This window comes from Rhodococcus sp. FH8, from assembly GCF_019266085.1.
GTDB classification, from domain to species: domain Bacteria; phylum Actinomycetota; class Actinomycetes; order Mycobacteriales; family Mycobacteriaceae; genus Rhodococcus_F; species Rhodococcus_F qingshengii.
In genome coordinates, this window is sequence record NZ_LPNQ01000080.1 from 33,795 (window position 1) to 58,518 (window position 24,724).

Genomic DNA, 24,724 nt, shown 5'->3' on the forward strand with positions numbered 1-24,724 from the left:
CCGAAAACCAACCATACAGTCTCTACTGGGAGCGGGTGGCCCGCCCGAGTCTCAGGCGCTGGTAGTCCTCGCGACGACGAGATCGCTCACCGCGATCTGAGCGTTGCCGATTGCCGCCTGAACCGGTTCGCAACTACTCGATGCTCTGGCGAGCGCAAGAACTGCGGTGAGTAGGGCGGCGTCGGGCTCTCCTTCGAACGGTCCGCTCTGGACGTCGAACTTTCCAGCGCGCAACTGCTTTCGGGCATTGATTCCAAGTTGTGAAATGACCTCGTCCATCGCGGTCAGGCACTGGGCGAGCGCGCCGATCGACCAGTAGAGATCGGCAGCGACGACGGGTGTCTGCGATGCCACGGTGCCGGCGCGGCGCAATCGGTGGTGAGTGTCTCGGAGTATCTCGGGCAGCCTGTGGTCTGCGCAATGTTCCATCCCGCCGCCTCCGTAAGGTGTAAAGTTAGGTTATTCAATTACGGTAGGGCAGGACGGTAAGGGATGCAAGTAGTTTTAGACGATTACGTCGCCGGTGCGTCGTTTGCGACCGACTTGGTCAATACCTCGCCCCGCGTGTGGGTGGAGGCAGGTGACGCGTTGGCTGCCCCTCAGGCGCTTCACGATCTACTGGACGAACATGGACTCTCGCCGGATGCGCTCACCAACGGACGTCGGCTTACCAGCGGTGAACTTGCTGAGGTCAAGGAACTCAGGGAGGGGATTCGTTCGATTCTCGATGCTCCGACTTCTGATGAGCTCGTTGATCGCACTCATCGACTCCTGCAGACCGTCCCGCATCACGTCCGACTCGTGCCCGATGCCCGGTCCGACTATCGATGGAATGCGGTACCGGACAGCAGAATCAATCTCACCGGCGAACTTGCGCTGTTGATCGGCTATTCGTTGCTGGGGACTCTGCGCACATTGGGGTACGAACGATTCCGCCCATGCGCGTCGCCGACGTGCAACGGGGTGTTTGTCGATACAAGCCGGGGAGGGCGACGCCGCTACTGCATGCCGGCGTTGTGCGGCAACCGAATCAACGTCGCGAATCACCGTCAACGGCAGCGTCGTACTTAGCGTCTGCGCTTGCCCGGTCGATAGTGACAATCGAACAGAGTACGGCCGACTGTATGGGGAACTTCAACGAGATACAGACCACGTCAGTCCCGCACGATTGTCGCCATGGCAACTCCTAGTAGATGGCGGCTCGTATGAAAGCCCGTTCTGTCTCCGCGACAGCAGTTATCAGCGTTGGCGTTTTCACCCTGGCCGGGTGTGGCGGCGCATCCAGTCCCGAAGGTTCGGTCGGTGAGTATGCAAAGGACGGCAGTTTCACGACTGTGATCAACGCCGATCCCGGAAATCTGCACCCTCTGATCACCAACCTTACGTCGACTCAGATCGTGAACGCGTACTCGTACGATTCGTTGATCGACATCGACGCGCAAACACGCACTGTGCGTCCCTATCTGGCGGAGAGCTGGAGTGAAGAAGGGAACACGCTGAAGTTCGTGCTCAAGAAGGGCATCACTTGTGCCGACGGCACTTCCTTCACCGCACAGACCGCGGCCGATGACATCAACTGGGTCATGGATCCTGAAAACGCTTCACCGCTACGCGGATCCACTGTGCCGATGTCGACTTCGGCCTCAGCGGACGGTGACGAACTGACGGTGACTACCGCCGAGCCAGCGCCCTTCCTGCTCTCTCGAATCGGCGCGTTGAGGCTTCCGTGCGCTGCGACGCTCGAAGACCCGGCCAGCATCCGTTCGAGTAGCAACGGAACGGGTCTGTTCAAGGTCACCGAAGTTGTTCCGAACGATCACATCACGATGGAACGCCGCGACGGTTACACCTGGAGTCCGAACGGCGAGACCACTTCCGACACTCTCGGAGTGCCGAAGACAGTGACGATCAAGATTGTCACCGATCCCAGTACGACGGCGAATCTTGTTCTCACCGGCGGAGTGAATGCCGCAGCGGTCACCGGTTCGGACGAGGAACGAGTCTTGGCCGCGGGTCTGGATTCGAAGACTTACACCACGTTGTCCGGCGAGTTCATCTTCAATCATTTCGCGGCCCTACCCACGGCAGACCGTGCTGTGCGGCAGGCCCTCGTGCAGGCAGTAGACCTGGACGACTACACCGAGATCACCACCGGCGGTAAAGGAACCCGCGCACGCGCCCTCGCGGTTTCGGAACCCCTTGCCTGCGACTACAACAGTGTCGAAGGGACGATCCCCGATTTCGACGTCGATGCAGCAAAGAAAACGCTGTCCGACGCAGGTTGGAAGGCGGGTCCCGACGGCATCCTGACGAAGGACGGTCGACCGCTTGCCCTCAACGTGATTTTCAACAACTCTCGCGATACGAACTCTGCCGCCGCGGAATACGTGGCAACACAGTGGGAAGGACTGGGCGCGAGAGTGAAACTGACCGGCGGCGACTACAGTTTTGTCATCGCCAACACATTCAGCACCACCGACCTGTCGTCGTGGGACGTTTCCATCGGTTTGACGCTGGGGAGCGATACGCCGAGTATCTTTGCGAAGTACTTCACCGGCCCACCGAAGCCTGAAGGAGTGAACTTCGCTTCCCTCGACAACAAGAAGTACATCGAATTATCTACTCAGGCTTCGCTTCTTCCCGGTGACGAGTCCTGCAAGGTCTGGGAGGAAAGTGAGCGGGCATTGTTCAAGGACGTCGACCTGCTGCCGGTATCCACGACTCCCGCTCACATGTTCTTCAACGGGGCAACGTCGATCTATCCGCCATCGAGCGGAATCCTTCCGGGCTCGGCGATCCGTGTCCTGAAGTAGGACCCTCGGCAAACGCTCACTTTCGGGTATTGATCATCCGAAGAGCAAACCGAAATACCACTGCAGCACCCGCACCTGCAGCCAGGCCGGCGACGACATCGGCAAGAAGGACACCGACGCCTATGCCCAGGACGGCAGCGGCGGCGACAGCAAGGGCTACGTCAGCACGAGGAGCGGCGATCGCGGCATCCTTTCCCCGAGTATCGAACGAGCACCCATCTCAACGGAGCATGTCACGAAACTGTCGTCCGCAGGTGTATCAACAGCAAAATGTGTGAAACGCGTCGGCCCCGACGGAGTTGGACTCCGCCGGGGCCGGGCTGTGTGTACAGCGCAGTGTGTATTGCGCGCTGGCTCAGTGTGTCGGAACGGATTCCTTCGAGGAGGTCGGGGACGTATCGGTGTGCTGGCTACCAATCTCCTTGCGGGAGTTGGAGCTGTTGAACCGAGGGAGGAAACCGGCCAGGACGAGTGCGACGACGGCGGATCCGGCAGCGAGGGCCATGACGACGCGGAAAGCGTTCTCCGACGGCAGCGTTGCCCCACCGATGGACATGGTCATCTGGGCGATGACGACACCCGCGATGGCGCTGGCGAATGATGTACCGAGGGAGCGCATCAGGGTGTTGAAGCTGTTGGCCGCACCGGTCTCGGACGGAGGAACAGCCCCCATGATGAGAGCGGGCATTGCGCCGTAAGCCATACCGGTACCGGCGCCGATGATTACTGCGATCACGATCAGTTCCCAAATCGAGTGCATGGCGAAAATGCCGATGCCGTAACCGATTGCGACCACAATGGCGCCGAGCATGAGCGTCACCTTGGGTCCGTGCGAATTGGTGATACGTGAGGACAGCGGAGAGATCAGCATCATGATGATGCCGGAGGGAGCCATGACCAGACCCGCGGTGAGCATCGAACCGCCTAGGCCGTAACCAGTGACTTCAGGCAACTGGACTACCTGGGGAAAGACCATGCTGGCGGCGAACATCGCGAACCCGAACACGATCGATGCGAGGTTGGTGAAGAGCACCTGGCGGCGGATGGATACGCGTAGATCCACCAGCGGCTTGGGGGTGCGTAGTTCCCACCAAGCCCAGAATCCGAATATCAGGATCGCGGCGCCGAACAGGGAAAGCGTGAGCGTGCTCGTCCAACCCCAGTCGCCACCCTTGGAAATGGCCAGTAGTAGAGCGATGAGGGCGGCTGAGAGCGAGATTGCCCCGCCGAAGTCGAACGTGCCACCTGTGCGAACCGTCGATTCGGGGACCAGGACGACAACAAGAACGGCCGCAAGAGCGCCGAGCACGGCTGACGCCCAGAACAGGACGTGCCAGTCGGCGTACTCGGCGATCAAAGCCGCGATCGGAAGCCCCAGAGCGCCACCGACTCCCAGCGAAGCGCTCATCATCGCAACAGCGCCGGCGAGCTTCTTGGGCGGAAGTACATCGCGCATCACACTGATACCCAGCGGAATGACGCCGGCAGCAAGGCCTTGCAGGATTCGGCCGGCAACGAGGGGGATAACGCTCGAACTGAGGGCTCCGACCACCGAACCGGTGACCAACAGCGCCATGCTGATCAGGAGTAGACGCCGTTTGCCGAACATGTCGCCCAAGCGGCCCATGGTCGGGACGGCGACGGCGGCGGCGAGCAGCGTGGCGGTCACAGCCCACGCGGTATCGGACGCCGGCGCGTTCAGGTACTCGGGCAGATGCGGGATGATCGGGATGACCAGCGTCTGCATGAGCGAGACGACGATGCCGGAAAACGCCAGAACAGCCACCACTGCGGTGGTGGCTGGCGACTTCGTTGTCTGTGGCGGCGTTGTCGGTGGTGGAGAAGTGGTTGACGACATTGCGGTAACTCCATCGGAGGAAGAACGAATAATGGTTTAAGTCAGTTGATTGAACTAAAGTTAAATCAAGTGACTGACTTAACGGAAGGGTGCGCCTCCGATCGTGACGAATATCTCCGGTGCCGAGCAGCTTCGGATGGTCGAGGATGATGGTGCCCATGACTACGAGGACTGAGGACGCGTCGGCCGACGTCGGCGGCGCCGCAAATTCCGCGCGCTCTGCTGCAACCCGAGACCGCATTCTCGCCGTCGCCGAGCAGTTGTTCGCCGAGCACGGTGTCTTCGCGGTTTCGAACCGCCAGGTGAGTGAAGCGGCGGGTCAGGGCAACAATGCAGCCGTCGGATACCACTTCGGGACCAAGACCGATCTGGTCCGCGCGATCGTGAACAAGCATTCCCAGCAGGTCGAGAAGAAGCGTGGCGAACTGCTGTGTGAGATCGAAGGGTCCACAAACGTTCGTGACTGGATTTCGTGTCTGGTTCGGGCGTCGACCGATCACTACGCCGAAATGGGTGGCCCGACTTGGTACGCGCGGTTCAGTGCACAGATTCTCACCGACCCGGTCCTGCGGAAAATCGTCTACGACGAGGTACTGGCCTCGCCCACCCTGCAGGAGACGCTTCGGGGACTCTCTGACTGTCTGGCCGACATGCCGATGAGTGTTCGACGCGCCCGCGCGGACATCGGACGCAATGCGATCGTGCACATGTTCGCCGAACGTGAGCGCACGCTTGCCGAAGAGGGGCCGGACGCGGTCACGTCATGGGAGGACTTCACGACCGACCTCGTCGACGCGCTGGTCGGACTTTGGACGGCTCCGATCAGCCGCTGACCGGCCGTTTGTCCGCGCTAGCCGCCCGGTCCGGGGCAACCCTGCGCAATGGATCTCGCGTCGGCGGAAGATCCAGGAGCAAGCCGACTCCGGCAAGAATGATGACAAGACCGCCAACGAGCGCGAAGGTAACAGGCTCGTTCAACCACAGCACTCCGATGGCTGATGCCGAAATCGGAACGAGAAGAGTGACGGCCGATGCCGCGACTGGACCCGCCTGACGAATTATCCAGAAGTAGACCAGGTAGCCACCGGCGGTAGCCCCCAGCCCCAGGGCTACCACGGCGATGAGAGGGCCGACGGTTATGGGCCCCGGAGGGGGAGCGACGGCGGACACCGGCACCAAGAGGGCGACCGCGGCAAGTTGCTGGCCGAGGGCCAGCGTCAGGGGTGGAGTGTCCTGGAACGACTTTCGTGCGTAGACACCTCCGACTGCGTACAGCAGCGCCGCGGTCAAAGATGCGCCAATGGCCAGCATTGCGCGACTGTCGATCGCTGACGGAATTCCGCCGACAAGCACCGAGACGCCGACGATGCCGATCGCGACCCCCGAGAGTTTTCGCCAGGTGATCTTTTGTCGAAGCCAGAAAGCGGCGACGAATACTGTGAACATCGGAGTCGTGGCATTCAGGATCGACGCCGTCGACGAGTTGAGGCCGACGATCGCAGTTGCGACAAGTGTCAGGGGCCCAGCGACGTTGAGGGCAGCCAGCAGTAGGAATGCAGGAAACCGATGACGGACCGCGCGCCAGGTCGATCTGCTGGAAGCAGTTATCAGCGCGAGAACCAACGCTGCAACAATGAAGCGGCCGTGCGTCGTGCCGACGGCGCCGAGAGTTGGTGCTGCCACAGCAACCAGGGGGAACGAGCTTCCCCAGAGCACGCCGACCAACAGCAAAGCTCCAACCACGGCGAATCGGCTGCTGCCGATTGCTTTCCAGTTCTTCATTGCTCCTCTTCGTCGACGACCTCGCGGACATGGATGGTCGATACCAGACCTACCCTATACCCCCAGTAGGTATAGGGTTGGCTGTGTCATGATGCTGCAGGCGAGCGGGGATCCCGCGACGGTATATTCCCTCTCCCGCACTGGTTTATACGGCGATGTGTCAACTGAACGCACCCTCAGGCTCAGTAGAATATACCTATAGGGGGTATATTGGCGGTTGTATCGGGCTCGCTTTGCGGGCCGCGTCCGTCCCGCAAAAGAACAGGAATCCCAATGAGCAGTTGTGGCTGTGGCAACACCCCGAAGTCTGACGCCAAAGGCGATGTCGGCGCTGTCGGTTCGGCGATGCCGACCGGTGGGAAAGACCTACTCACCGCTGGCAGTAGTGAACTCGTCGAATGTCGGGTCATGCCGGGCAGCGTGATCGAGAAGGTGCGTGCCGAAGCGGAAGGCCTGTTCCGTGACTTCGAAGGAAATCGGTACTGGTTCTGCTGCAAGGGATGTGGTCCTCGATTCGACGCAAATCCGAGGAAGTACGCCGACGTGAGTTGAGCCGAGAGTGGTGGTGCAGGCGATGGCTGCACCACCACTTTCGTTGTAGCGCTGTCGGGATTCGGGCGGACCGTCGACATCAGACGGGGCGAGCGCACGCGCACTGGGTAGCCGCCAAGGTGCATTCGCCTCGGGTGGTTTCGTACGCCGCCTGTACGGGCAATTCAGCAACTGTCTCCCGAGGCCAAAGTGCAAATCCTGCAACGGCTCCCACTGCGGCAAGCGCAGCGAGGATGCTCCAGGTGACCGCAAATCCCGCGCTCGAACCAACCCATCCGGCGATCGGATAGGTGACAAGCCAGGCGAGGTGCGACAGGGAGAACTGGGCTGCGAACACCTCCGGTATACCTGCGGGGTCGACGGAGCGCCGAAGCACCTTTCCAGTCGGCGTGACGATCATGGCCATCCCGGCGCCGACGAGTGCCCACACTGCGGCAGTGAGCATCCACGTGAATACACCGACCACGGCGAGGGCTGCTGCCGCGCCGGCGCTGAAGACCAGGACAACGGAACCTGCTGTCATCACAGTGCGTTCAGCAGTTCTGTCGAGAACGCGTGGAAGAAGCAGCGCGGTCATCAACGTGCCGGTGCCTGACGCGGCAAGCATCCAGGCCACGTCGGATTGAGTTCCACCGAGCTCGTCGCGGACGTAGTTGACGGTGTTGACCACCACGATCGATCCGGCTGCTGCCACCACGAGATTGAGTGCCATGATGCCGCGCAGTCGCGGCGTGGTCACGAAGATCCGCACTCCCGACGCGATCCGATCCCACGCCTTGCGGTGAGTACTTCGGCGAGCGTTGGGGATTCGGGTGGCCAGCACGAGCAGTGCCGAGACCGCAAAGCCCACGGAGGTGGCGACGAACAACAGGTTGAATGTCATGAAGGACAGTGCGACTGCGGCAAGAACAGGGCTGAGCAGGCTTTCCATCGTGTAAGCGACCTGCGATGCCGACAGTGCGCGGGTGAAATCGGCCTCGTCGGTCACGATGTCAGGGATGACCGCTTGGAACGTGGGAGTGAACGCTGCCGACGCAGCTTGGAGAACGCCCACCAGCACGTAGATGTGCCAGATCTCGCTGACGAAGGGCAATGCGATCACGACCGCTGCGCGAATGGCATCGAGGGCAACGAGGAAAGCCCGTCTCGGCAACCGGTCTACGTACGCCGCCGCGAGTGGAGCGATCACGACGTACAGGGACATCTTGATCGTCAGCGCGGTGGCCAGCACGGCTCCGGCGCTCGGTCCGGCGAGTTCGTAGGCGAGTAGACCCAGGGCAACCGTCGCCAACCCGGTGCCGAACAGCGCGATGATCTGGGCGCTGAAGAGCAGGCGATAGTCGCGAATCAAGAACAGACGCAAGCTGTTCCGTTCCGGTGCGGAGTTAGCGATCCGGTTCATTTGGTTTCACTCCCGCGACAAGATTGAAAGCTCCGGTCAGGACATTGAGGGCGACGATTCCGACTACGTCGGCGATCTCGCGATCACCGTAGCCGTGCGCTCGAAGGCCCGTGATGTGTTCGTCTGAAATCGAGGCAGGCTCCCGATAGACGCGAAGCCCGAGGTCGATCATTGCCGCGATGGCGGGATCGGCCGAGGTGCCCGCGCGGGCACGCTCGATCTCGTCCGCCTCGACGCCGTTGGCGTGCGCGGCGGCGACGTGGGCTTCGAGGCAAACAGCGCAACCTTGCTGGACCTGCACAGCGATAGAGATTCGCTCGGTGATCTTGCGGCTGAGTTTCGCTCGCTTCATTGCCCGGCTGAGTTGCAGATAGCCGCCCAGCACGGCGGGCGAATGAGCCATCGCCGCGACCATGTCACCGACCTGTCCGTGACGGTTCACGAGTTCGGCGAGAAGGTCTTTAGATGCACCGACAGCGGTGGTGGGCGTGAGAGATGCAAGGCGCGACATAACGAGTCCTAAGTGGTTCCGCCGGTGGTGGGTTCGGCTGGTGACAGCCGGCCGAACCCACCACCGGAGTTGGTCAAGAATTGACGGTGGATTGAACGGTTCGAGGATCGTCGACCTTGGTCGACCGCATCACGACCGCGGTGATTGCTGCGCCAACCACTGCGATGGCGGCTGCTCCGAGGAACACGGCGGAGAAACCGTTCGTCAACTCCGTCAGGTCACCGAGTTGATCAGCGCCGAACACTGCTGCGATCGCGGTCATCACCGCGAGGCCGACAGCCGAGCCGACCTGGTAGCTGACGTTGACGATGCCGGAAGCCAATCCGCCCTCTTCCGGGCGTGCAGCCGAAATCGCCGTACCGAGTGAGGGAATGAACGCCAGCGTCATACCTGCCGCAGCCACGAGCGATGCCGGCAGTACGTCGACCCAGAAGTTGCCTGTGGGCCGGATCAACGACATCCAACCCAAACCGATTCCCAGTACAAGCAATCCGGTCACGATCATCGCTTTTGCGCCGAAGCGCGCCATGGCCCGTGGTGCCACGACGACCATGCCGAGCATGACGAAGATCGTCATCGGCAGCAGCGCCGCACCGGCCGGGAAGGCGCTGTATCCGAGCACTTGCTGCAGGTACAGGTTCAGGAAGAACCACATCGGTATCCAGGCAGCGCCGAGGACGAGCTGAGCGATGTTCGCGGCACCGAGGTTGGGCGCCTTGAAGATTCCCAGACGCACCAGAGGTTCCCGACGCTTCGACTGGATCAATACGAATGCACCCAACAGAGCGGCCGAAACGGCGAGCGCCAGCCACGTCTGCCCGGATCCCCATCCGACATCAGGTGCTCTGACGATGCCGAAGACTCCGACAGCAAGACCTGCGGTGACAGCGAGTGCGCCGAGGAAGTCGATCGACCCGGTACGTGCCGGTGCGTTCGGCATCAGGAGGGGAGTAGCGATCAGCGCGATGACAGCGATGGGAATGTTGAGGTAGAACACCCAAGGCCAGCTGGTGTATTCGGTGATGACGCCGCCGAGGAACACGCCGGCCGTACCGCCGGCCGGGGCGGCAGCGCCGTAGATGGACAGCGCCTTGGTCATCTCTTTCTGTGTGCTGCCGAACAGCATCATCAGCAAGGTGAGCGCCGACGGCGCGATGAGTGCGGCGCCTGCGCCCTGGACTGCACGGCCCGCAAGTTCGACGGCGACGTTACCGGCGGCACCGGCGACAACGGAACCGATCAGCAGGATCAGCCAACCAGCGGAGAACACTCTGCGGGCGCCGAACAGGTCGGACAGGCGGCCGCCGAGGAGGAGTAGCCCGCCGAACGCGATGACGTACGCATTGAAGACCCAGGTCAGGCCTTCTTGGGAAAAGCCGAGATCGCTCTGCATCTGGGGGAGAGCGACGCCGATGATGGAGGTGTCCATGATGACCATGAACTGAGCGGCGGCGATCAACGCCAACGCCCACCACTTACGGGTGGATTTCGGTTGTGTGGACATTCTGAGTTCCTTACCTGTACGGGGTATAGGTGATGCTTGTGTGGTCTAGGGGTGTCGTAAGCGGGCCTGGGTGACATCGGCGCAGCGCTTCGTTGGGGTGCACGGGGAAATGCTGCTCTTGGAACTCATTCGGCCGGCGCTCTGCGTAGATGCGCATCGGATCTCCTTCGAGTGAATTCAGGGTGTTCGAGTAGTTCGTTGCATACCCTAGGGGGGTATGGTACAAATTGCAACAGGTTCGATGTCAAGGAGTGCAGAACCTGACGCAGACGGCAACGAAAGTGCTGCCGACCCAAACTTTGGAGGGCAAGATGTTCAGCGACAACGGCTACACACTGGAATTGGCAACGTCGGAGGCGGCCGTCGGCAACCATGTCCCCTTGCAGTTCCGGATCCTGGATCCGGTTGGAACTCCGTTGATCCGGTACACGGACACCCACGACAAGCAGTTGCATCTGATCGTGGTCGGTCTGGACCTGACCGGATTCCAGCACGTGCATCCCGAATTGGACGAGAACGGAAACTGGCATGTGTCAGTCGATTTCGATCATGCGGGAGACTATCGAGTATTCGCTGATTTCACTCCGGACGGTGGTGACGGAATCACGCTCAGTGCGGATGTGCGCGTCGCCGGATCCTACGATCCTCGGCCGTTGCCCGCCGCTACTGCCGCCACGACGGTCGACGGCTATACCGTCTCCCTCGAAGGCACGGCCCATGCCGGCCAGACATCGAAGCTCACGCTCTCGGTCAGTCGTGACGGAATCCCGGTCACAGACTTGCAGCCCTACCTTGCCGCATACGGGCATCTGGTCGCATTGCGTGCCTCCGACCTCGCCTATCTCCATGTCCATCCGGACGGCTACCCCGGTGACGGTGTCACGCCGGCCGGACCGGCAATCACCTTCTACGCCAACATGCCGAGCGCCGAGGATTACCGGTTGTTTTTGGACTTCAAGCACGGCGGAGTGGTGCGTACGGCGGAATTCACGCTGACGGCCGACAATGCGACCACGTCTGGGGCCGAACACTCGAGCCACGCGCACCACGGGCACTGAAACCGAATGAGTTTCGCAGCAACGGGAAAACGGGCATGGGCAATCGCCATGCATCCATCTGTTCGTGCAGTAGCGAAATGCGTGGCGATGTGCGCAGTGATTGCTCTGCAAGACAACGGAAGTCGAAGAGTCTCCGCACATCGCCCCGGTAACGAGAATTGTTGCGAAATCACGCGTTGACGAACAGGAGGACATCGAATGTCGGAAGCGACAGAAGTTGGCAGTGCGCCAAGCAGCGCTCCAAACAGTGTCCAAGGCAGTGATGCGACCGGCGATGTGTGCTGCACGGGAGATTCGCACGGCTACATCACCGCCAAGGGCGACTACCTGGCGCGTCTGCGTCGCATTGAAGGTCAAGCTCGCGGCCTGCAGCGCATGGTCGACGAGGACAAGTACTGTATCGACATCCTGACGCAGGTGTCGGCGATGACCAAGGGCCTCCAGGCGGTGGCCATGGGCCTGCTCGAGGACCACATCGGCCACTGCGTCGTCAAAGCCGCTGTTGCCGGTGGGCCCGAGGCGGACGCGAAGATCAAAGAAGCAAACGACGCGATTGCGCGATTGGTCCGCTCATAGAATTGTGATGAACATTGATACCTTGGTGCGCATGTTCAGTATCGAGATCCGTCGTACATTCGCTGTGAGGCAGGGGCTTCCGGCACCGGTGCGGGACGCGAAGAACTTGCCGCCGCTGATGCCTGCCGACGGATTTCGCGTGACGATGCGAGTGGCGTTCTCGTTCGAGGACGACCAACTCGGAGAACGTGGATGGTTTGTCGACACGGACGCTCTGGACGAGTCCGTCGATCGATGTGCCGAGCAATTGGCGAGCGGTGCCTGGCCGGAGATTTTCGATTTCCGTCCGTCATTCGAGAATGTCGCGAAGTGGGCTTTCACTGAACTTGCGTCCAGCATTCCTCAGCTGACCTACGTCGAACTCGACAACGAGACGATCGGTGTGGCAACAAGATACGTCAGATCACAATGATCTGACGTATCTCGTTGACGCACCGCGTTCGGTCGACCGGCCTACTGGTAGAGGCGCAACGCAGAACCGATGAAGGTCTTACCGAATGCGAGTCCGGCCTTGTTGAAGTAGAAGCTCAAGACCGTATCTGCAAACGGGACTGCTGACACCGTTTTGGTGATCTGCGACTCGGCGTCTGCCCACTCCGCGCACGCTGCGTCGCCGGTCAAACCGGAGGCCTTGGCAACGGCTGCTTCGTAGGCGGGGTTGTTGATCGAAGAGAAATTCTTACCTGCTGCCGGAGCAGGACCGGAGAAGAACGGGACGAACCCGCTGGGAACCGAATTGTTGATCTGGATCCACGCGATGTCCCACTGGTTGTTGTCCTTGCCACTGAGCATGACGTCGACAACCTTGGTCTGGTCGGCTCCTGTCACCTCGACGGTCGCACCGAGGTCGGACCATGCCGACTGGGTGAGCTCGGCTGCCGCGCTGCGCGCATCTTCGCCGGCAGCGTAGAAGAGGCGGAGGGTCAGCGGCTTTCCGTCCTTGCTTCGTTTGCCGTCGGAGCCGGCGATCCAACCTGCAGCGTCCAGTGTTGCCTTTGCTGCGCTGAGGTCGAAGTCCGGAATGTTGCCTGCGACAGAGTCGTACACACAGGCTCGGGGCTCGACGGAGACAAGACTTGTTGCACGGGTGCCCTGGCCGCCAGTGATGACTTCAGCGAGATCGTCGAGATTGACAGCCTGGACGAGAGCTTTTCGAACGGCGGGATCACTGGTCGGATTGTCCGCAATCTGATTGAAGTACATCTGACCGGCGGGAAGTGGGCGCTGGACCGAGTCGAAATTGGCGGCATCGATGCGATCCTTGTCCGGACCGGCGATCGGAGATGCGCTCAGTTCGCCTGAGAGAAGCTGGTTTGCTGCGGTGCTGACATTGGGTGCCATGACAGCAATGACTGTCTTGGGGACACCCGGTGTGTCGGAGGTGGTGTCGTCGGGCCCCCAGCTGTAACCGTCACGACGCTCGAACGTGTAGTGGTCATTGGCCGAGACTTCGGTGACTTCGAACATGCCGGAGCCCAGCGACTTGTTGTTCGAGGCGGTCGGATCTTCGAGACCGACATCGCACATGATCGGGAGGCGACTGATGGTGAGGAGGAGGAACGGGGTCGGCGCCGGAGTGGTTACCGTGATGGTGCGGGTGGCGAGATCGGCAGTGGCCGAAGCGCCGATGGGAACTGTGGTGCCGCGTTGTTGTGAACCCTTGGCTGGATCGGCTACGAAGTTGATGTTGTTCGCGACGGTCTGTGCAGTCAGCGTCGACCCGTCGGTACAGGTCACGCCTTCACGAATGGTGAAGGACGCGGAGGTCGGCGTTTCTTCCCACTTCTCGGCCAACCATGGTTTGAATTCACTGGTTTCAGGATCCTGGTAGACCAGGGAGTCGTACGCCAGCTTCGAAATTTCCGCGGTTGCCGCAGAGCCGGACATGATCGGGTTGAGTGCACCCGGATCGCCTTGCAACGCGTACCGGAAGGTTCCGTCAGTCAGAGGCTCACCGCCGCCGGAGCCCGAGGACGTGCCTCCCGAGCTGCAAGCCGACAATACGAGCGCGAGCCCCGCGGTCGCGGCAAGCGTCGAATAGGAGCGGTGTTTCATTGTGCCTCCGTGAAGGAGCCGGGGCCCGGGAGTGAATCGTGAGGGCGCAGTCGAGTGTGACCGCTAAATCTTGGCGTAGGACGTGACGGGCATCTCGGTCGATCCTCACGAAAATCGGGCGGATTTTTGTTCGATTTCACGAAGGTTGGAGTTCTGGTTCAGTTCACGGGGAGTCGAGGTCACTTCGTCGTGGCCACCCGGTCTCCGTGAGCACGGTTGCTGGAACTGACCTCAACGGGGAGGTGGGGCCGAGACCGTGGAGGTCTGCGTCGTCGTCGATTTCGGACCAGAATTCGTCCGCCGAAACATCAAGGCCGAGAACGATCCACGGCGGTCCGGCTTCTTGGAACGCGTATGAGACGGTTCCGGTACGCGGAACTGTCGTATCGAACAGTCGGTCTCCGACGGGATAGCCCTGCTGCTCGCCGACCAAAGTCAAGGTAGTCGGTTCGAAGGATGCATCGCGCAGAATCTTCTCGACTGCGCGGTCGAAGCTCTGCTGGACGCTGAACTCTTCGTACGAGTTCGAACCGGTGACCTCGGGGAAATGCGCACAACACAAAACGTATGGGCCTGCTGAGTTGCAGTAGAGACGAAACACGGGAAATCCAACGGCCACGACGTGACGTTAGCAGGGCGTCGAAATGGAGGAGTTGCTGTTTCAGCAAAGATGGTTGCGTGAGTTGTGGAAGGTCGTTCATCCTGGGTGCATGAGCCACGAACACCACAATCACCACGAAAACTCCGATACCACCGAGAATCCGTACGCCAAGGCGGACGCACAGTTCTGGAACTCGCTGTACGAGGAACGCCCCGCGCGCTGGAGCGGAAATCCCAACCCACAGTTGATTGCCGAAGCCTCCGACCTGGAACCGGGCACGGCACTCGACGTCGGTTGCGGCGAAGGTGCCGACGCTTTGTGGTTGGCGCGTCGCGGGTGGAAGGTCACCGGCACCGACATCTCGTCGGTTGCGCTCGGCCGCGCCCAGGCTCACGTCGAGGGCGAGGGCGTCGACATCGAATGGCTGGAAGCCGACCTGACGAAGTGGGATCCGCAGGGGCGCTCGTTCGATCTGGTGTCCGCGCAGTTCTTCCACATGCTCGAACCCGCGCGCGGGGAATTGTTCCGTGCTCTCGGAGATCTGGTCGCGCCCGGCGGGCATTTGCTGATCGTGGGCCACTCACCTCACGAGTCGCCGACCGAGCACCATCGGGCCATGCTCCATACACCCGAATACGTGGAGTCGCTGTTCACCGATGGTTGGAAGGTGTTGGTCTCGGAGTCGCGGGAACGTGATCTTCCCGCGAACCCCGAGATGCATCACACGACGGATACCGTTGTGCTGCTTCAGCGATTGAGTGCGAGCACCGACAGCAACTCGTAAGCGACGTGGGCCGCTGCGATACCGGTGATCTCGGCGTGGTCGTACGCCGGCGCTACCTCGACGATGTCGGCGCCGACCACGTTGAGTCCCACCAACCCACGCAGTGTGTTCAACAATTCGCGCGAGGTCATGCCGCCCGCTTCGGGTGTTCCGGTGCCCGGAGCGTGGGCGGGATCGAGTACGTCGATGTCGACGGAGACGTACACCGGCCCACCGTCGAGGCGCTTACGCATGCGCTCGACGATGCTGGCGACACCGTCGACCTCGTAGTCGTCACTGCGGATCACCTGGAAGCCGAGGACGCGGTCGTCTTCGAGGTCCTTCTCGCTGTAGAGCGGTCCACGGATGCCGATGTGCTGCGAACGCTCCATGTCGATCAGGCCCTCTTCACTGGCGCGGCGGAAGGGGGTGCCGTGGGTGAAAGGCTGACCGAAGTAGGTGTCCCAGGTGTCGAGATGAGCGTCGAAGTGCAGGACGGCGATCGGGCCGTGATCGCGGGCCAGTGAACGCAGGATCGGCAGTGCGATGGTGTGATCGCCGCCGAGCGTGAGCACGGAGGAACCGTCGGCGCGCAGGTCGGTGACGGCGGACTGAACCGTCGTGAGAGCTTCCTGGATGTCGAAGGGGTTGACGCCGATGTCGCCGAAATCGGCTACCTGCTGGTTGGCGAAGGGCGAGACCTTCAGCGCTGGGTTGTACGGACGCAGCAGCTTCGACGCAGCGCGGATGTGCCCCGGACCGAACCGGGCACCGGGGCGGTAGCTGACACCCGAATCGAAGGGGATACCGAGGATCGTCACGTCGGCGCGCGAGACCTCGTCCAGGCGCGGGAGACGCGCAAAGGTGGTCGGCTCGGCGTAGCGGGGGACGCGCGTGGCGTCGACGGGTCCGATGAACGATCCGGGGTTGTTGGTAGCCATGTGCAGAGGTCCCTGCTCTCGATTCGGCGCACACCGGGCGCCCTTCAGTGATGTAGCTCTCTGAGCAAGTATGGTTTCTTCAAGAGGCTCGGTTGTCAACCCCTGTTTCCTGAAAGGGACACGGTGGTCGTGAAGGAGTGGGTTCAGTGGCCAAGGCGAAGGAAGCGGTCGAGCCGGTCGGACCGCGCATCGGGGCGAGGCTCAAGGCGGCACGTCAATCGAAGCGGTTGACCCTCGACGACCTGGCCGAGGCCTGTGGTGTGACCAAGGGGTATCTCTCGAAACTCGAGCGCGATCACGTCAACGCGTCGGTGGCGACCCTGATAAAGGTGTGCGCGGTGCTCGAGATCCCCGTCGGATCCCTGTTCGAGAATGCGTCCGCCGGTGAAGTAGTCCGCGCCGACGCCATGCCGCAAATCAGCTTCGGTGGCGAAAAGATGACGGAGTACCTGCTCACGCCTACCAACGAGCGTCGAATTCAGGTGCTGCTCGGCGAGCTGGAACCAGGCGGCGGAAGTGGTCGGGAGTTCTACAGTCTGCCGATCGACGTGAACTTCGTGCACGTGCTCGAGGGCGGCTTGCGGGTCTCGTTCGAGGGTGGTCGGACGGATCCGAACGGTGAGGCCGTCGATGCCGAAGACGTCGTACTTGCGGCGGGCGATTCCTTCACATTCACGCCGACGCACAACCATAGTTTTCAGGCCGAAGGCTCGGTTCTGGCGAAGGTTCTGTGGGTCTTGAATCCGGCATTGCCGGAAGGGCCACGCGCGTCGCCTTCGTGAGACTCGAATCCGTGAATGTTGATTCTTAGGAAACAAGAGTTGACATGATTGGCGGCACCGGTCACGCTGGTAGTTGTCCCCATCACACACACCGTCGAAAATTGGCGTCACGGAACTCCTGAAGGAGCGCACCATGCATGTCGATTCAGTTCGAGTTGGCCTGTTCCAAGGTCCGCTCACCACCCCGGACACCTTTGCGTCGGTGGAGTTCAACCTCGCTGCAATCGACACTGCTGCCCGCGAGGCTGCAGCATCCGGTGCGAAGATCCTGCTGACGCCGGAGATGTCCGCAACCGGCTACGACATCGGCGAACTGGTGTCGCTACGCGCGGAACCGGCCGACGGCCCGATCTTCGATTCCGTCGCCGAGATTGCTCGAAGTGCAGGCATCGCAGTCGTCTACGGCTACCCCGAACTCGACGGGGGAGATGTCTACAACAGTGTGCAGGTGGTGGACCGCGACGGCACTTCGCTTGCGCACTACCGCAAGACGCATCTGTTCGGCACGCTCGACCGCGAACATTTCCGGCCAGGTGAGACCCTGGTGGTCGGGTTCGATTTCGAGGGCATCCGCTGCGGGTTGTTGATCTGCTACGACGTGGAATTTCCGGAAGCGGTTCGGGCCCATGCCGACGCCGGTACCGAATGGCTCATCGTGCCGACAGGGTTGATGACTCCGTACGAACACATTGCGCAGCAAGTGGTTCCGGCCCGCGCATACGAGAGTCAGATGTTTGTCACCTACGTCAATCGGTGCGGCGCCGAAACCGAGCTGACCTACTGCGGTCTCTCGTGCGCCATCGCACCCGACGGTGCCGAGTTGGCGCGGGCAGGGGGCGGCCAGGAATTGCTCTTCGCGGATATCGCCGCCGCCACCGTCTCGCAATCGCGCACCCTCAACACGCATCTCGACGATCGACGCCTCGATCTGTATCCCGACCTTTCTGTCACGACTGTCTCCAAGGAGAACCGTAGATGACCATCCCAGTAGCTCCGGACAGTTCCTCGGAACCCGGCAAGCAGCCGCCCCTCACGATGTTCGGGCCGGATTTTCCGTTCCCGTACGACGACTACGTTTCCAGTCCGGCGGGACTCGGCTCGGTGCCCGATCTGGCACTGGGTACAGAAGTTGCCGTGATCGGTGGTGGACTCTCCGGCATGATCGCGGCCTACGAGTTGCTCAAGGTCGGTCTCAAACCGATTGTCTACGAAGCTGATCAGATCGGTGGCCGGATGCGGTCGGTCGAGTTCGACGGGCACCCCGGGGTGGTCGCCGAGATGGGCGCAATGCGTTTCCCACCGTCGTCGACGACGTTGTTCCACTACCTGAACGAACTGGGTCTGCAGACCGAGGAGTTCCCGAATCCCCTTGCCGAGGTCACGCCGAGCACCGTCATCGATCTCAAGGGTGAGAGCCACTACGCGCACACTCTCGAGGATCTGCCGCCGATCTACACCGAGGTGGCGCAGGCCTGGCAGCGCACTCTCGAAGAGCATGCCGATCTGATTCCGTTGCAGCAGGCCATTCGTGACCGCGACACCGCAGAAATCAAGCGGATCTGGAACGACCTCGTGGTGCGCTACGACGACCAGACGTTCTACGGATTCCTCGCCGCGTCGAAGCACTTCAAGTCCTTCCACATGCGGGAAGTGTTCGGACAGGTCGGATTCGGTACGGGCGGTTGGGATACCGACTACCCCAACTCGATCCTCGAAATCCTTCGTGTGGTCATCACGGCCGCCGACGACGACCACCGCGGCATCGTCGGTGGATCGCAGCAGCTGCCGATGCGGTTGTGGAACCGCGCCCCGGCGCACATGGCGCATTGGCCTGCCGGTACTACGGTCGCTTCGCTCAACGACGGTGAGACGCGTCCCCGCGTCACCGAACTCCGGCGTACCGAGCCTGGCAACATCACGGTGACGGACTCCGAAGGTTTCATTCGCACGTATGCGAGTGCCGTTGTGACAGTGCAGAGTTGGATGCTGCTGAACAACATCAGGTGTGACGACGATCTGTTCCCGATCGACCACTGGACTGCGATCGAGCGAACTCACTACATGGGTTCGACCAAGGTGTTCGTTCTCGTCGACCGCCCGTTCTGGAAGGACAAGGATCCCGTGACCGGCCGTGATTCGGTGTCGATGACACTGACCGACCGTATGAGTCGCGGCACCTACCTGCTCGATCAAGGCGAGGGAAAACCTGGCCTCATCTGTTTGTCGTACACCTGGTCGGATGATTCGCTGAAGCTGCTGGCGCTCGACGCCACCGAGCGCATGAACATCATGCTGCGCTCTCTCGAAGAGATCTACCCCGGCGTTGACTTCCGCAGCCACGTCATCTCGAGCCCGGTGACGCTGTCGTGGGAAACCGAGCGCGACTTCATGGGCGCATTCAAGGCGAACCTTCCGGGGCACTACCGCTACCAGGAGCGCCTGTTCTCCCACTTCGTGCAGAATGATCTCGAACCGCGTCATCGGGGAATCTTCCTCGCCGGTGACGACGTGTCGTGGACTGCCGGCTGGGCCGAGGGCGCGATCCAGACCGCGATCAACGCGGTATGGGGCGTCGTCAACCATCTCGGCGGCGCTGCGCCTACCGAGAATCCCGGACCCGGCGACGTGTTCGAGGAGCTTGCTCCGATCAGGTTGGGCGACTGAGCTCACCGCAACTGCCGAAATGTCGTGCCCGATGGGGGTTGGTACTCCTATCGGGCACGACCTCTTTCCGGTGATCCACGCAACACTGGAAAGTGTTCGGATCCAATAATTTCCAGGAGGGTGTTCAATGGCGAGCACATCATCGGCGACCAAGACCGCAGCTGCAGAATCGAGACCGGCAGGCGGTGATCGATCCGGTGACCCGGCGCTCGAACTGGTCGCCGAATTGGCAGCAGCGGGCCAGCGACTCGTCTTCCGTCAGGGTGACAACCTGAACAGTGACGATCTGACCTGTGTGGTGCTGTGGCCGTCCGGAGAGCCCTCCCTCTCCGATCTGTGCGAGAACTTCGAGTCCCTCGGACTCCGAGTTTCGACGCACCGCCCCCTTCCGACCGTTCTGGGTTCGGCGCACTACTTCACCTTCGAGCCGAGCACCTTCGACGGCAGTGCGCTGGAGAAGATGGCGGACGCCTTCGAAGCCGTCATCGCCGGACAGACCCGGATGGACGCATTCTCCAGTCTGATCGGACGAGCAGACATCACGTGGCGCGACGCAGAGTTGCTGCGCGCTGCGTGCCGTTTCCTCGCTCAGGCTCGTATCGGGCTGTCCAAGAGCTACATCGTCGGAGTGTTGGCAGCGAAGCCACTCTTCGTACGGCAGGCAATCGAACTCTTCACTGCGCGTTTCGATCCCGCCGTAGCAGGATTGCGGGAGACAGCAGTGGCCACCGCGGCGGCGGCCATCGACGAATCAGTCGACGGTGCAGACACTCTCGACGAGGATCGCGTCTTGCGCGGCGTTCGTTCGTTCCTGCAGGCGACTCTGCGCACCAACTGGTACCTGCGTGGTGAGTCCGGCGACCCGCTGCCGTACGCGTCGTTCAAGATCGACTCGCAGTTGCTCTCCACCCCGCAGAAGACCGTTCCCTTCCGCGAGATCTACGTCAGCGCACCCAATGTCGAAGGCGTTCATTTGCGTAGTTCCTCCGTCGCCCGTGGCGGCCTGCGTTGGTCGGATCGATACGAGGACTACCGCACCGAGGCCCTGAGCCTCATGAAGACCCAGAGCGTGAAGAATTCCCCGATCGTTCCTTCGGGTGCCAAGGGCGCGTTCGTGGTTCGGGGCACGTCGTCACCGACTCCGGCGCAGGTGCAGGAGTCGTACAGCACCTTCATTCGCGGCTTGCTGGACGTGGTGGACAACATCGTCGACGGCGCTGCGGTACACCCGGCAGAAGTAATCGAGTACGACGGTGAAGACTCCTATCTCGTCGTGGCAGCAGACAAGGGGACCGCACGGTTCTCGGACGTCGCGAACGGCATCGCCGTCGAGCGTGGTTTCTGGCTCGGCGACGCTTTTGCTTCCGGCGGTTCGGCCGGCTACGACCACAAGGCGATGGGCATCACCGCTCGCGGCGCCTGGGTAGCGGTACGACGGCACTTCGCCGAGCGCGACCTCGATGTCGACACCGATCCGTTCACCGTCGCGGGTATCGGGGACATGTCCGGCGACGTGTTCGGCAACGGAATGTTGCTCTCGCACAAGATCCGTCTGGTCGCGGCATTCGATCACCGCCACATCTTCATCGACCCGAACCCCGACACCGAGACGAGCTTTGCCGAACGCGCTCGCCTCTTCACCGTGCCGCGCTCGTCCTGGGACGACTTCGACCGCACCGTGATGTCGCCTGGTGGTGGCGTCTGGCCGCGGAGCGCGAAGTCGATCCGCCTTCCGCTCGAGGCGCGGGCGGCCCTCGGAATCACCGAGGAGAAGCTGACCCCGCAGGAACTGATCCGAGCGATCCTGTGTGCTCCGGTGGACCTGTTGTGGAACGGCGGCGTCGGTACCTACGTGAAAGCGTCGACCGAAAGCAACGTCGACGCGGCCGATCCGTCCAACGACGCAGTTCGCGTCAGCGCTGACGAGTTGCGTGCGACGGTGGTCGGTGAGGGCGGCAACCTCGGCTTCACCCAGCGTGCCCGCATCGAATATGCCGCTGGCGGTGGCCGAATCAACGCCGACTTCATCGACAACGCGGCCGGCGTGGCTACCTCGGACCGTGAGGTCAACATCAAGATCGCACTCGCAGCGTTGGACTCGACCTCGCGCAATGAACTACTCGCGGCGGCCCAGGACGAGGTGGCCGCATCGGTGCTCGAGGCCAGTGAAGATCAGACCCTCGCGATCAGCCTGGCCGAGCACCGCGCACCGGCCCTGCTCGATCAGCACGAGCGGTTGATCGAGAACCTCGTCTCGGCGGGCGCCATGAAGCGACTGGAAGAATCTCTGCCCGACGCCAAGGCGCTGGCGGTCAGGGCGCGTGCCGGGCAGGGTCTCCTGCGGCCGGAACTTGCTGTGCTGGTGGCGCAGTCGAAGAACGTACTGACTGCGGAACTGGGCGCATCGACGGTCCCGGACAATCAGATCTTCGCCGATCGTCTCCCACAGTACTTCCCGCTCTCCGTCGTCGAGGCCGCACCGGACGCAGTCCGCGCACATCGGTTGGGCCGCGACATCATCATCACCTCGGTTGTCGACGAACTGGTCAACCGCGTCGGCCCCGGCGTGCTGTTCCGGCTCGAGGAACACCTCGGAGTCCACAGTCCGGAAGCGGCTCTGGCCTACGCAGTGGTCAGCGAAGTGCTCGGCACCGAGGAACTTCGGCGCGAGATCTTGAACTCGGAGCTGCGCGCCACCGAGCAGTTGCAGGCTCTCGATCGCTTGCAGCAGTTGTTGGAATCCGAGATGAGCTGGGTGTTGCGTCGCCCGGGAGCAGCCGGCCGGTTCACCGTGAACCCGCGAGCCGACATCGATCGATGGGCCGCGCCGGTGCGGGCTCTCACCGAAGGGCTGTCGGCAAGTGAGCGCATCGAGGCTTCTTTCGGGGCGCTCGCCCTGGCTGACATTGCGTTGCAGGAGAATACGACGGTTCAGGCCGCGGCTGCGATCTACCGGGAACTCTCCGACACCCTCGATCTGGGCGATGTTCTCGGGGGCGTCGACGTTGCCGTCGGTGCCTCGCATTGGGAGGTCATGGGCAGCGCTGCCGTCCACGCCAGGTTGACGGCGCGTTTCGCAGACCTCGTGTCCGGAGCGCTCGGAGAAGGTATTCCGGAGGTCGTCGAGTTGTGGACCGCCGCCAATCCGCAAGCGGTGCGCCGGTTCACGGCTTTGATGTCGAGCGTGAGCCGCAGTGGAGCGCTGGACACCGCCCGTCTCTGCACGGTCGACGCCGAACTCGAACTGCTCGTCCGCGGTGCGTCGAGCTTCGCTTCGGTGCATGCGGAGGAGCGTTCAGCGGCCCTCCCAGGCGAGTAGCGATAGCAGTAGTTCGGCTCTGACCCTGGCCTGCCCGAGGTCGCATTGCAGCAGTTCCTCTATGCGTGCGATGCGGCCTCGGAGGGTGTGCCGGTGAACACCGAGTTCGGCTGCGGCCGATTCCCATTGGCCGTTCGCCTCGAGATAGGCGCGCAGTGACGCGGCCAGTGCGGTTCCGTGTGCCTGGTCGTGTTCCGTCAGCACCGGGATGGTGTCCGCAGCCATGGCGATCAATGCGTCACGGGCAGGCTCGGATGCCAGAATCGTCGAACCACTCAGAGCGTCGAACTCGAGAATACGCGCCGTAGCCGTCGTGAGGTTGGCCGCGGCGCGGGCCTGGACGAGTGCGCGGGGTGCGTCGAGAACACGGTGAGGGGTGCTGATTCCGGCACGCACGGCTTTCGCTTCGGTGGGGGAGAGCTGCGCCAGTAGTGTTTTGGCGGTGTCGATTGTGTCGGTTCCGCGGAGGAGGACGGTCAGCGAACCGTCCTCGGATTGCGCGAACAACGGCCGGCCTGCTCGCGCGAGAGCGTTGTCGAGTTCGCGAAGAACGGGGCCGAGTCCGGATCCGCGAACGTGGACGACACGGACGTTGCCGTGCGTGTCGCTCGCTTCGTCCAAGTACGACGGCACACCGTCCTCGGGGATTCGGCCGTCGAGTAAGAGCCCGAAAGCCATGGCGTTGAGTCGAGTTCGCTCGGCCCGCAGGCGAACCGGCTTCTCGAGTTCGAGAGTGAGCAGTGAGACCGCATGCCCGAGCAACACTCTGTCGATATTGCTCAGGGGCCCGGCGCCGGCCATTGCGAGGTAGCCGTGCCAGCTGTCGGTGACGCCGACCGGGGACAGTGTCAGCGTCCGTTCGGGCGTGCTCTGCGAGATCGACGCCGGAGCGTTGGGATCGCGAGTGGTGGCCGCGACCGCGCGAACCTCGGTGATCAACGACTTCTGGTTTGCCGGATGCACCGCGGTGATCCGATCTCCGACAAACGCCACCGAAGTTTTTGTGGCCGTGGCCAGTTCGCGCACGATGGCCGAGACGCCACCGCGCAGTGCAACGCGGGTGATGCGTGTCTGTACTTCTGCCGCGCGGAGTACCGATTCGTATTCCTGCTGGCTCAGACGGGTCATCACCGCGCGCGTGACTGCCGCGAACGGGGTCGTGAACGGCACTTCCAGCAGGGGGAGTCCCCGACTGCGGGCGGCGGCAATCAGGTCTGCGGGCACACTCTCGTGGGAAAGGCCGGTCCCGAAACCCAGAGCCGATACTTCTGCGGCGGCCAGACGGTCGATGTACTCGCTGTAGTCGGTGGCGTCCGCGCCCACCAGTGCCAGCCCGGTGGTGAGCACCAACTCGCCCCCGGAAAGCCACGGTGTGGGGTCCGTCAGCTCTGTGGCCTGCGCGAACGTGACGGGGTGGGTGGCAGCTGCTCGGTCGGTGAGCAGAGCCAGCGAGAGGTGTTTCTGGCGCAAGAGCCACGAGATCGGAACCGTCACCTGATCAAGGCTAGCTGTCGTTGCCGATATGGAGTAGCCCTGGAGCTCC

General features: G+C 62.2%; 22 protein-coding genes. 12 read left to right on the plus strand and 10 right to left on the minus strand.

What is annotated here, in order from left to right; genetic code table 11:
• Positions 1-51 precede the first annotated feature (51 nt).
• On the minus strand, positions 52-429 hold the full coding sequence (locus ATN38_RS26890; RefSeq protein ID WP_064111455.1) for a hypothetical protein: 378 nt from the start codon (positions 427-429) through the stop codon (positions 52-54).
• Positions 430-492: 63 nt separating this feature from the next.
• Between ATN38_RS26890 and ATN38_RS26895 the strand changes: the two genes are divergently transcribed.
• Together ATN38_RS26895 and ATN38_RS26900 are read left to right on the plus strand one after the other, a co-directional pair.
• On the plus strand, positions 493-1,071 hold the full coding sequence (locus ATN38_RS26895; protein WP_042450527.1) for a CGNR zinc finger domain-containing protein: 579 nt from the start codon (positions 493-495) through the stop codon (positions 1,069-1,071).
• 134 nt (positions 1,072-1,205) lie between these two features.
• Positions 1,206-2,813: an ABC transporter substrate-binding protein gene (locus ATN38_RS26900; RefSeq protein WP_218749007.1), complete on the plus strand. Its 1,608-nt coding sequence runs from the start codon at positions 1,206-1,208 to the stop codon at positions 2,811-2,813.
• Positions 2,814-3,168: 355 nt separating this feature from the next.
• On the opposite strand, the gene ATN38_RS26905 is transcribed toward ATN38_RS26900, so the two are convergent.
• Complete coding sequence (locus tag ATN38_RS26905) at positions 3,169-4,671, minus strand: MFS transporter (protein ID WP_218749009.1); 1,503 nt, start codon at positions 4,669-4,671, stop codon at positions 3,169-3,171.
• 158 nt (positions 4,672-4,829) lie between these two features.
• On the opposite strand from ATN38_RS26905, the gene ATN38_RS26910 reads away from it, so the two are divergent.
• Positions 4,830-5,504, plus strand: a complete 675-nt coding sequence (locus ATN38_RS26910; RefSeq protein ID WP_007727120.1) for a TetR/AcrR family transcriptional regulator — start codon at positions 4,830-4,832, stop codon at positions 5,502-5,504.
• Here ATN38_RS26910 and ATN38_RS26915 read toward each other — a convergent pair.
• Positions 5,494-6,453 carry a DMT family transporter gene (locus tag ATN38_RS26915; RefSeq protein ID WP_218749011.1) on the minus strand — a complete coding sequence of 320 codons (960 nt, stop codon included), beginning with the start codon at positions 6,451-6,453 and terminating at the stop codon, positions 5,494-5,496. The genes ATN38_RS26910 and ATN38_RS26915 overlap by 11 nt on opposite strands.
• A gap of 273 nt (positions 6,454-6,726) precedes the next feature.
• Between ATN38_RS26915 and ATN38_RS26920 the strand changes: the two genes are divergently transcribed.
• Positions 6,727-7,005, plus strand: coding sequence for a YHS domain-containing protein (locus ATN38_RS26920; protein WP_003941173.1), 279 nt, complete (start codon positions 6,727-6,729; stop codon positions 7,003-7,005).
• A gap of 79 nt (positions 7,006-7,084) precedes the next feature.
• On the opposite strand, the gene ATN38_RS26925 is transcribed toward ATN38_RS26920, so the two are convergent.
• From ATN38_RS26925 to ATN38_RS26935, 3 genes are all read right to left on the minus strand, one after another.
• Positions 7,085-8,407: an MFS transporter gene (locus ATN38_RS26925; protein WP_218749013.1), complete on the minus strand. Its 1,323-nt coding sequence runs from the start codon at positions 8,405-8,407 to the stop codon at positions 7,085-7,087.
• Positions 8,391-8,918: a carboxymuconolactone decarboxylase family protein gene (locus tag ATN38_RS26930; RefSeq protein WP_020906029.1), complete on the minus strand. Its 528-nt coding sequence runs from the start codon at positions 8,916-8,918 to the stop codon at positions 8,391-8,393. The genes ATN38_RS26925 and ATN38_RS26930 overlap by 17 nt, the downstream gene beginning before the upstream one ends.
• Positions 8,919-8,991: 73 nt before the next feature.
• Entirely contained in the window at positions 8,992-10,422 is a 1,431-nt protein-coding gene (locus ATN38_RS26935) for an MFS transporter (protein WP_020968303.1), read from the minus strand.
• Between the two features lie 251 nt (positions 10,423-10,673).
• On the opposite strand from ATN38_RS26935, the gene ATN38_RS26940 reads away from it, so the two are divergent.
• The 3 genes from ATN38_RS26940 to ATN38_RS26950 all read left to right on the plus strand — a co-directional run bounded on the left by ATN38_RS26940 (position 10,674) and on the right by ATN38_RS26950 (position 12,468).
• A complete protein-coding gene (locus tag ATN38_RS26940) occupies positions 10,674-11,480 on the plus strand; it encodes a hypothetical protein (protein ID WP_058227975.1) in 807 nt (268 codons plus the stop codon).
• A 198-nt stretch (positions 11,481-11,678) separates the two neighbouring features.
• Entirely contained in the window at positions 11,679-12,056 is a 378-nt protein-coding gene (locus ATN38_RS26945) for a metal-sensitive transcriptional regulator (protein ID WP_063892149.1), read from the plus strand.
• Positions 12,057-12,063: 7 nt separating this feature from the next.
• Positions 12,064-12,468, plus strand: coding sequence for a 6-carboxytetrahydropterin synthase (locus tag ATN38_RS26950; RefSeq protein WP_058227974.1), 405 nt, complete (start codon positions 12,064-12,066; stop codon positions 12,466-12,468).
• A gap of 41 nt (positions 12,469-12,509) precedes the next feature.
• Here the strand turns inward: ATN38_RS26950 and ATN38_RS26955 are convergent, their stop codons facing one another.
• Positions 12,510-14,111 carry an ABC transporter substrate-binding protein gene (locus tag ATN38_RS26955; RefSeq protein ID WP_058227973.1) on the minus strand — a complete coding sequence of 534 codons (1,602 nt, stop codon included), beginning with the start codon at positions 14,109-14,111 and terminating at the stop codon, positions 12,510-12,512.
• 163 nt (positions 14,112-14,274) lie between these two features.
• Entirely contained in the window at positions 14,275-14,730 is a 456-nt protein-coding gene (locus ATN38_RS26960) for a hypothetical protein (protein ID WP_231915385.1), read from the minus strand.
• A gap of 91 nt (positions 14,731-14,821) precedes the next feature.
• On the opposite strand from ATN38_RS26960, the gene ATN38_RS26965 reads away from it, so the two are divergent.
• The gene (locus tag ATN38_RS26965) at positions 14,822-15,496 is read left to right on the plus strand and encodes a bifunctional 2-polyprenyl-6-hydroxyphenol methylase/3-demethylubiquinol 3-O-methyltransferase UbiG (protein WP_007727092.1); all 675 of its coding nucleotides are present in this window, start codon (positions 14,822-14,824) and stop codon (positions 15,494-15,496) included.
• Here ATN38_RS26965 and speB read toward each other — a convergent pair.
• Complete coding sequence (gene speB / locus ATN38_RS26970) at positions 15,460-16,416, minus strand: agmatinase (protein ID WP_003941134.1); 957 nt, start codon at positions 16,414-16,416, stop codon at positions 15,460-15,462. The two genes, ATN38_RS26965 and speB, sit on opposite strands and share 37 nt — an antisense overlap.
• 146 nt (positions 16,417-16,562) lie before the next feature.
• Here speB and ATN38_RS26975 point away from each other — a divergent pair, with 146 nt between their 5' ends.
• The 4 genes from ATN38_RS26975 to ATN38_RS26990 all read left to right on the plus strand — a co-directional run bounded on the left by ATN38_RS26975 (position 16,563) and on the right by ATN38_RS26990 (position 23,181).
• The gene (locus ATN38_RS26975; RefSeq protein ID WP_037133952.1) at positions 16,563-17,198 is read left to right on the plus strand and encodes a helix-turn-helix domain-containing protein; all 636 of its coding nucleotides are present in this window, start codon (positions 16,563-16,565) and stop codon (positions 17,196-17,198) included.
• Between the two features lie 133 nt (positions 17,199-17,331).
• On the plus strand, positions 17,332-18,177 hold the full coding sequence (locus tag ATN38_RS26980) for a carbon-nitrogen hydrolase family protein (protein WP_021342734.1): 846 nt from the start codon (positions 17,332-17,334) through the stop codon (positions 18,175-18,177).
• Entirely contained in the window at positions 18,174-19,862 is a 1,689-nt protein-coding gene (locus ATN38_RS26985) for an NAD(P)/FAD-dependent oxidoreductase (protein WP_218749014.1), read from the plus strand. Before ATN38_RS26980 ends, ATN38_RS26985 begins: the two co-directional genes overlap by 4 nt.
• Before the next feature lie 127 nt (positions 19,863-19,989).
• Positions 19,990-23,181 carry an NAD-glutamate dehydrogenase domain-containing protein gene (locus tag ATN38_RS26990; RefSeq protein WP_218749016.1) on the plus strand — a complete coding sequence of 1,064 codons (3,192 nt, stop codon included), beginning with the start codon at positions 19,990-19,992 and terminating at the stop codon, positions 23,179-23,181.
• On the opposite strand, the gene ATN38_RS26995 is transcribed toward ATN38_RS26990, so the two are convergent.
• Positions 23,158-24,675 (minus strand): PucR family transcriptional regulator, encoded by a 1,518-nt coding sequence (locus ATN38_RS26995; protein WP_218749018.1) that lies wholly within the window; start codon positions 24,673-24,675, stop codon positions 23,158-23,160. The two genes, ATN38_RS26990 and ATN38_RS26995, sit on opposite strands and share 24 nt — an antisense overlap.
• Between the last annotated feature and the right edge of the window lie 49 nt (positions 24,676-24,724).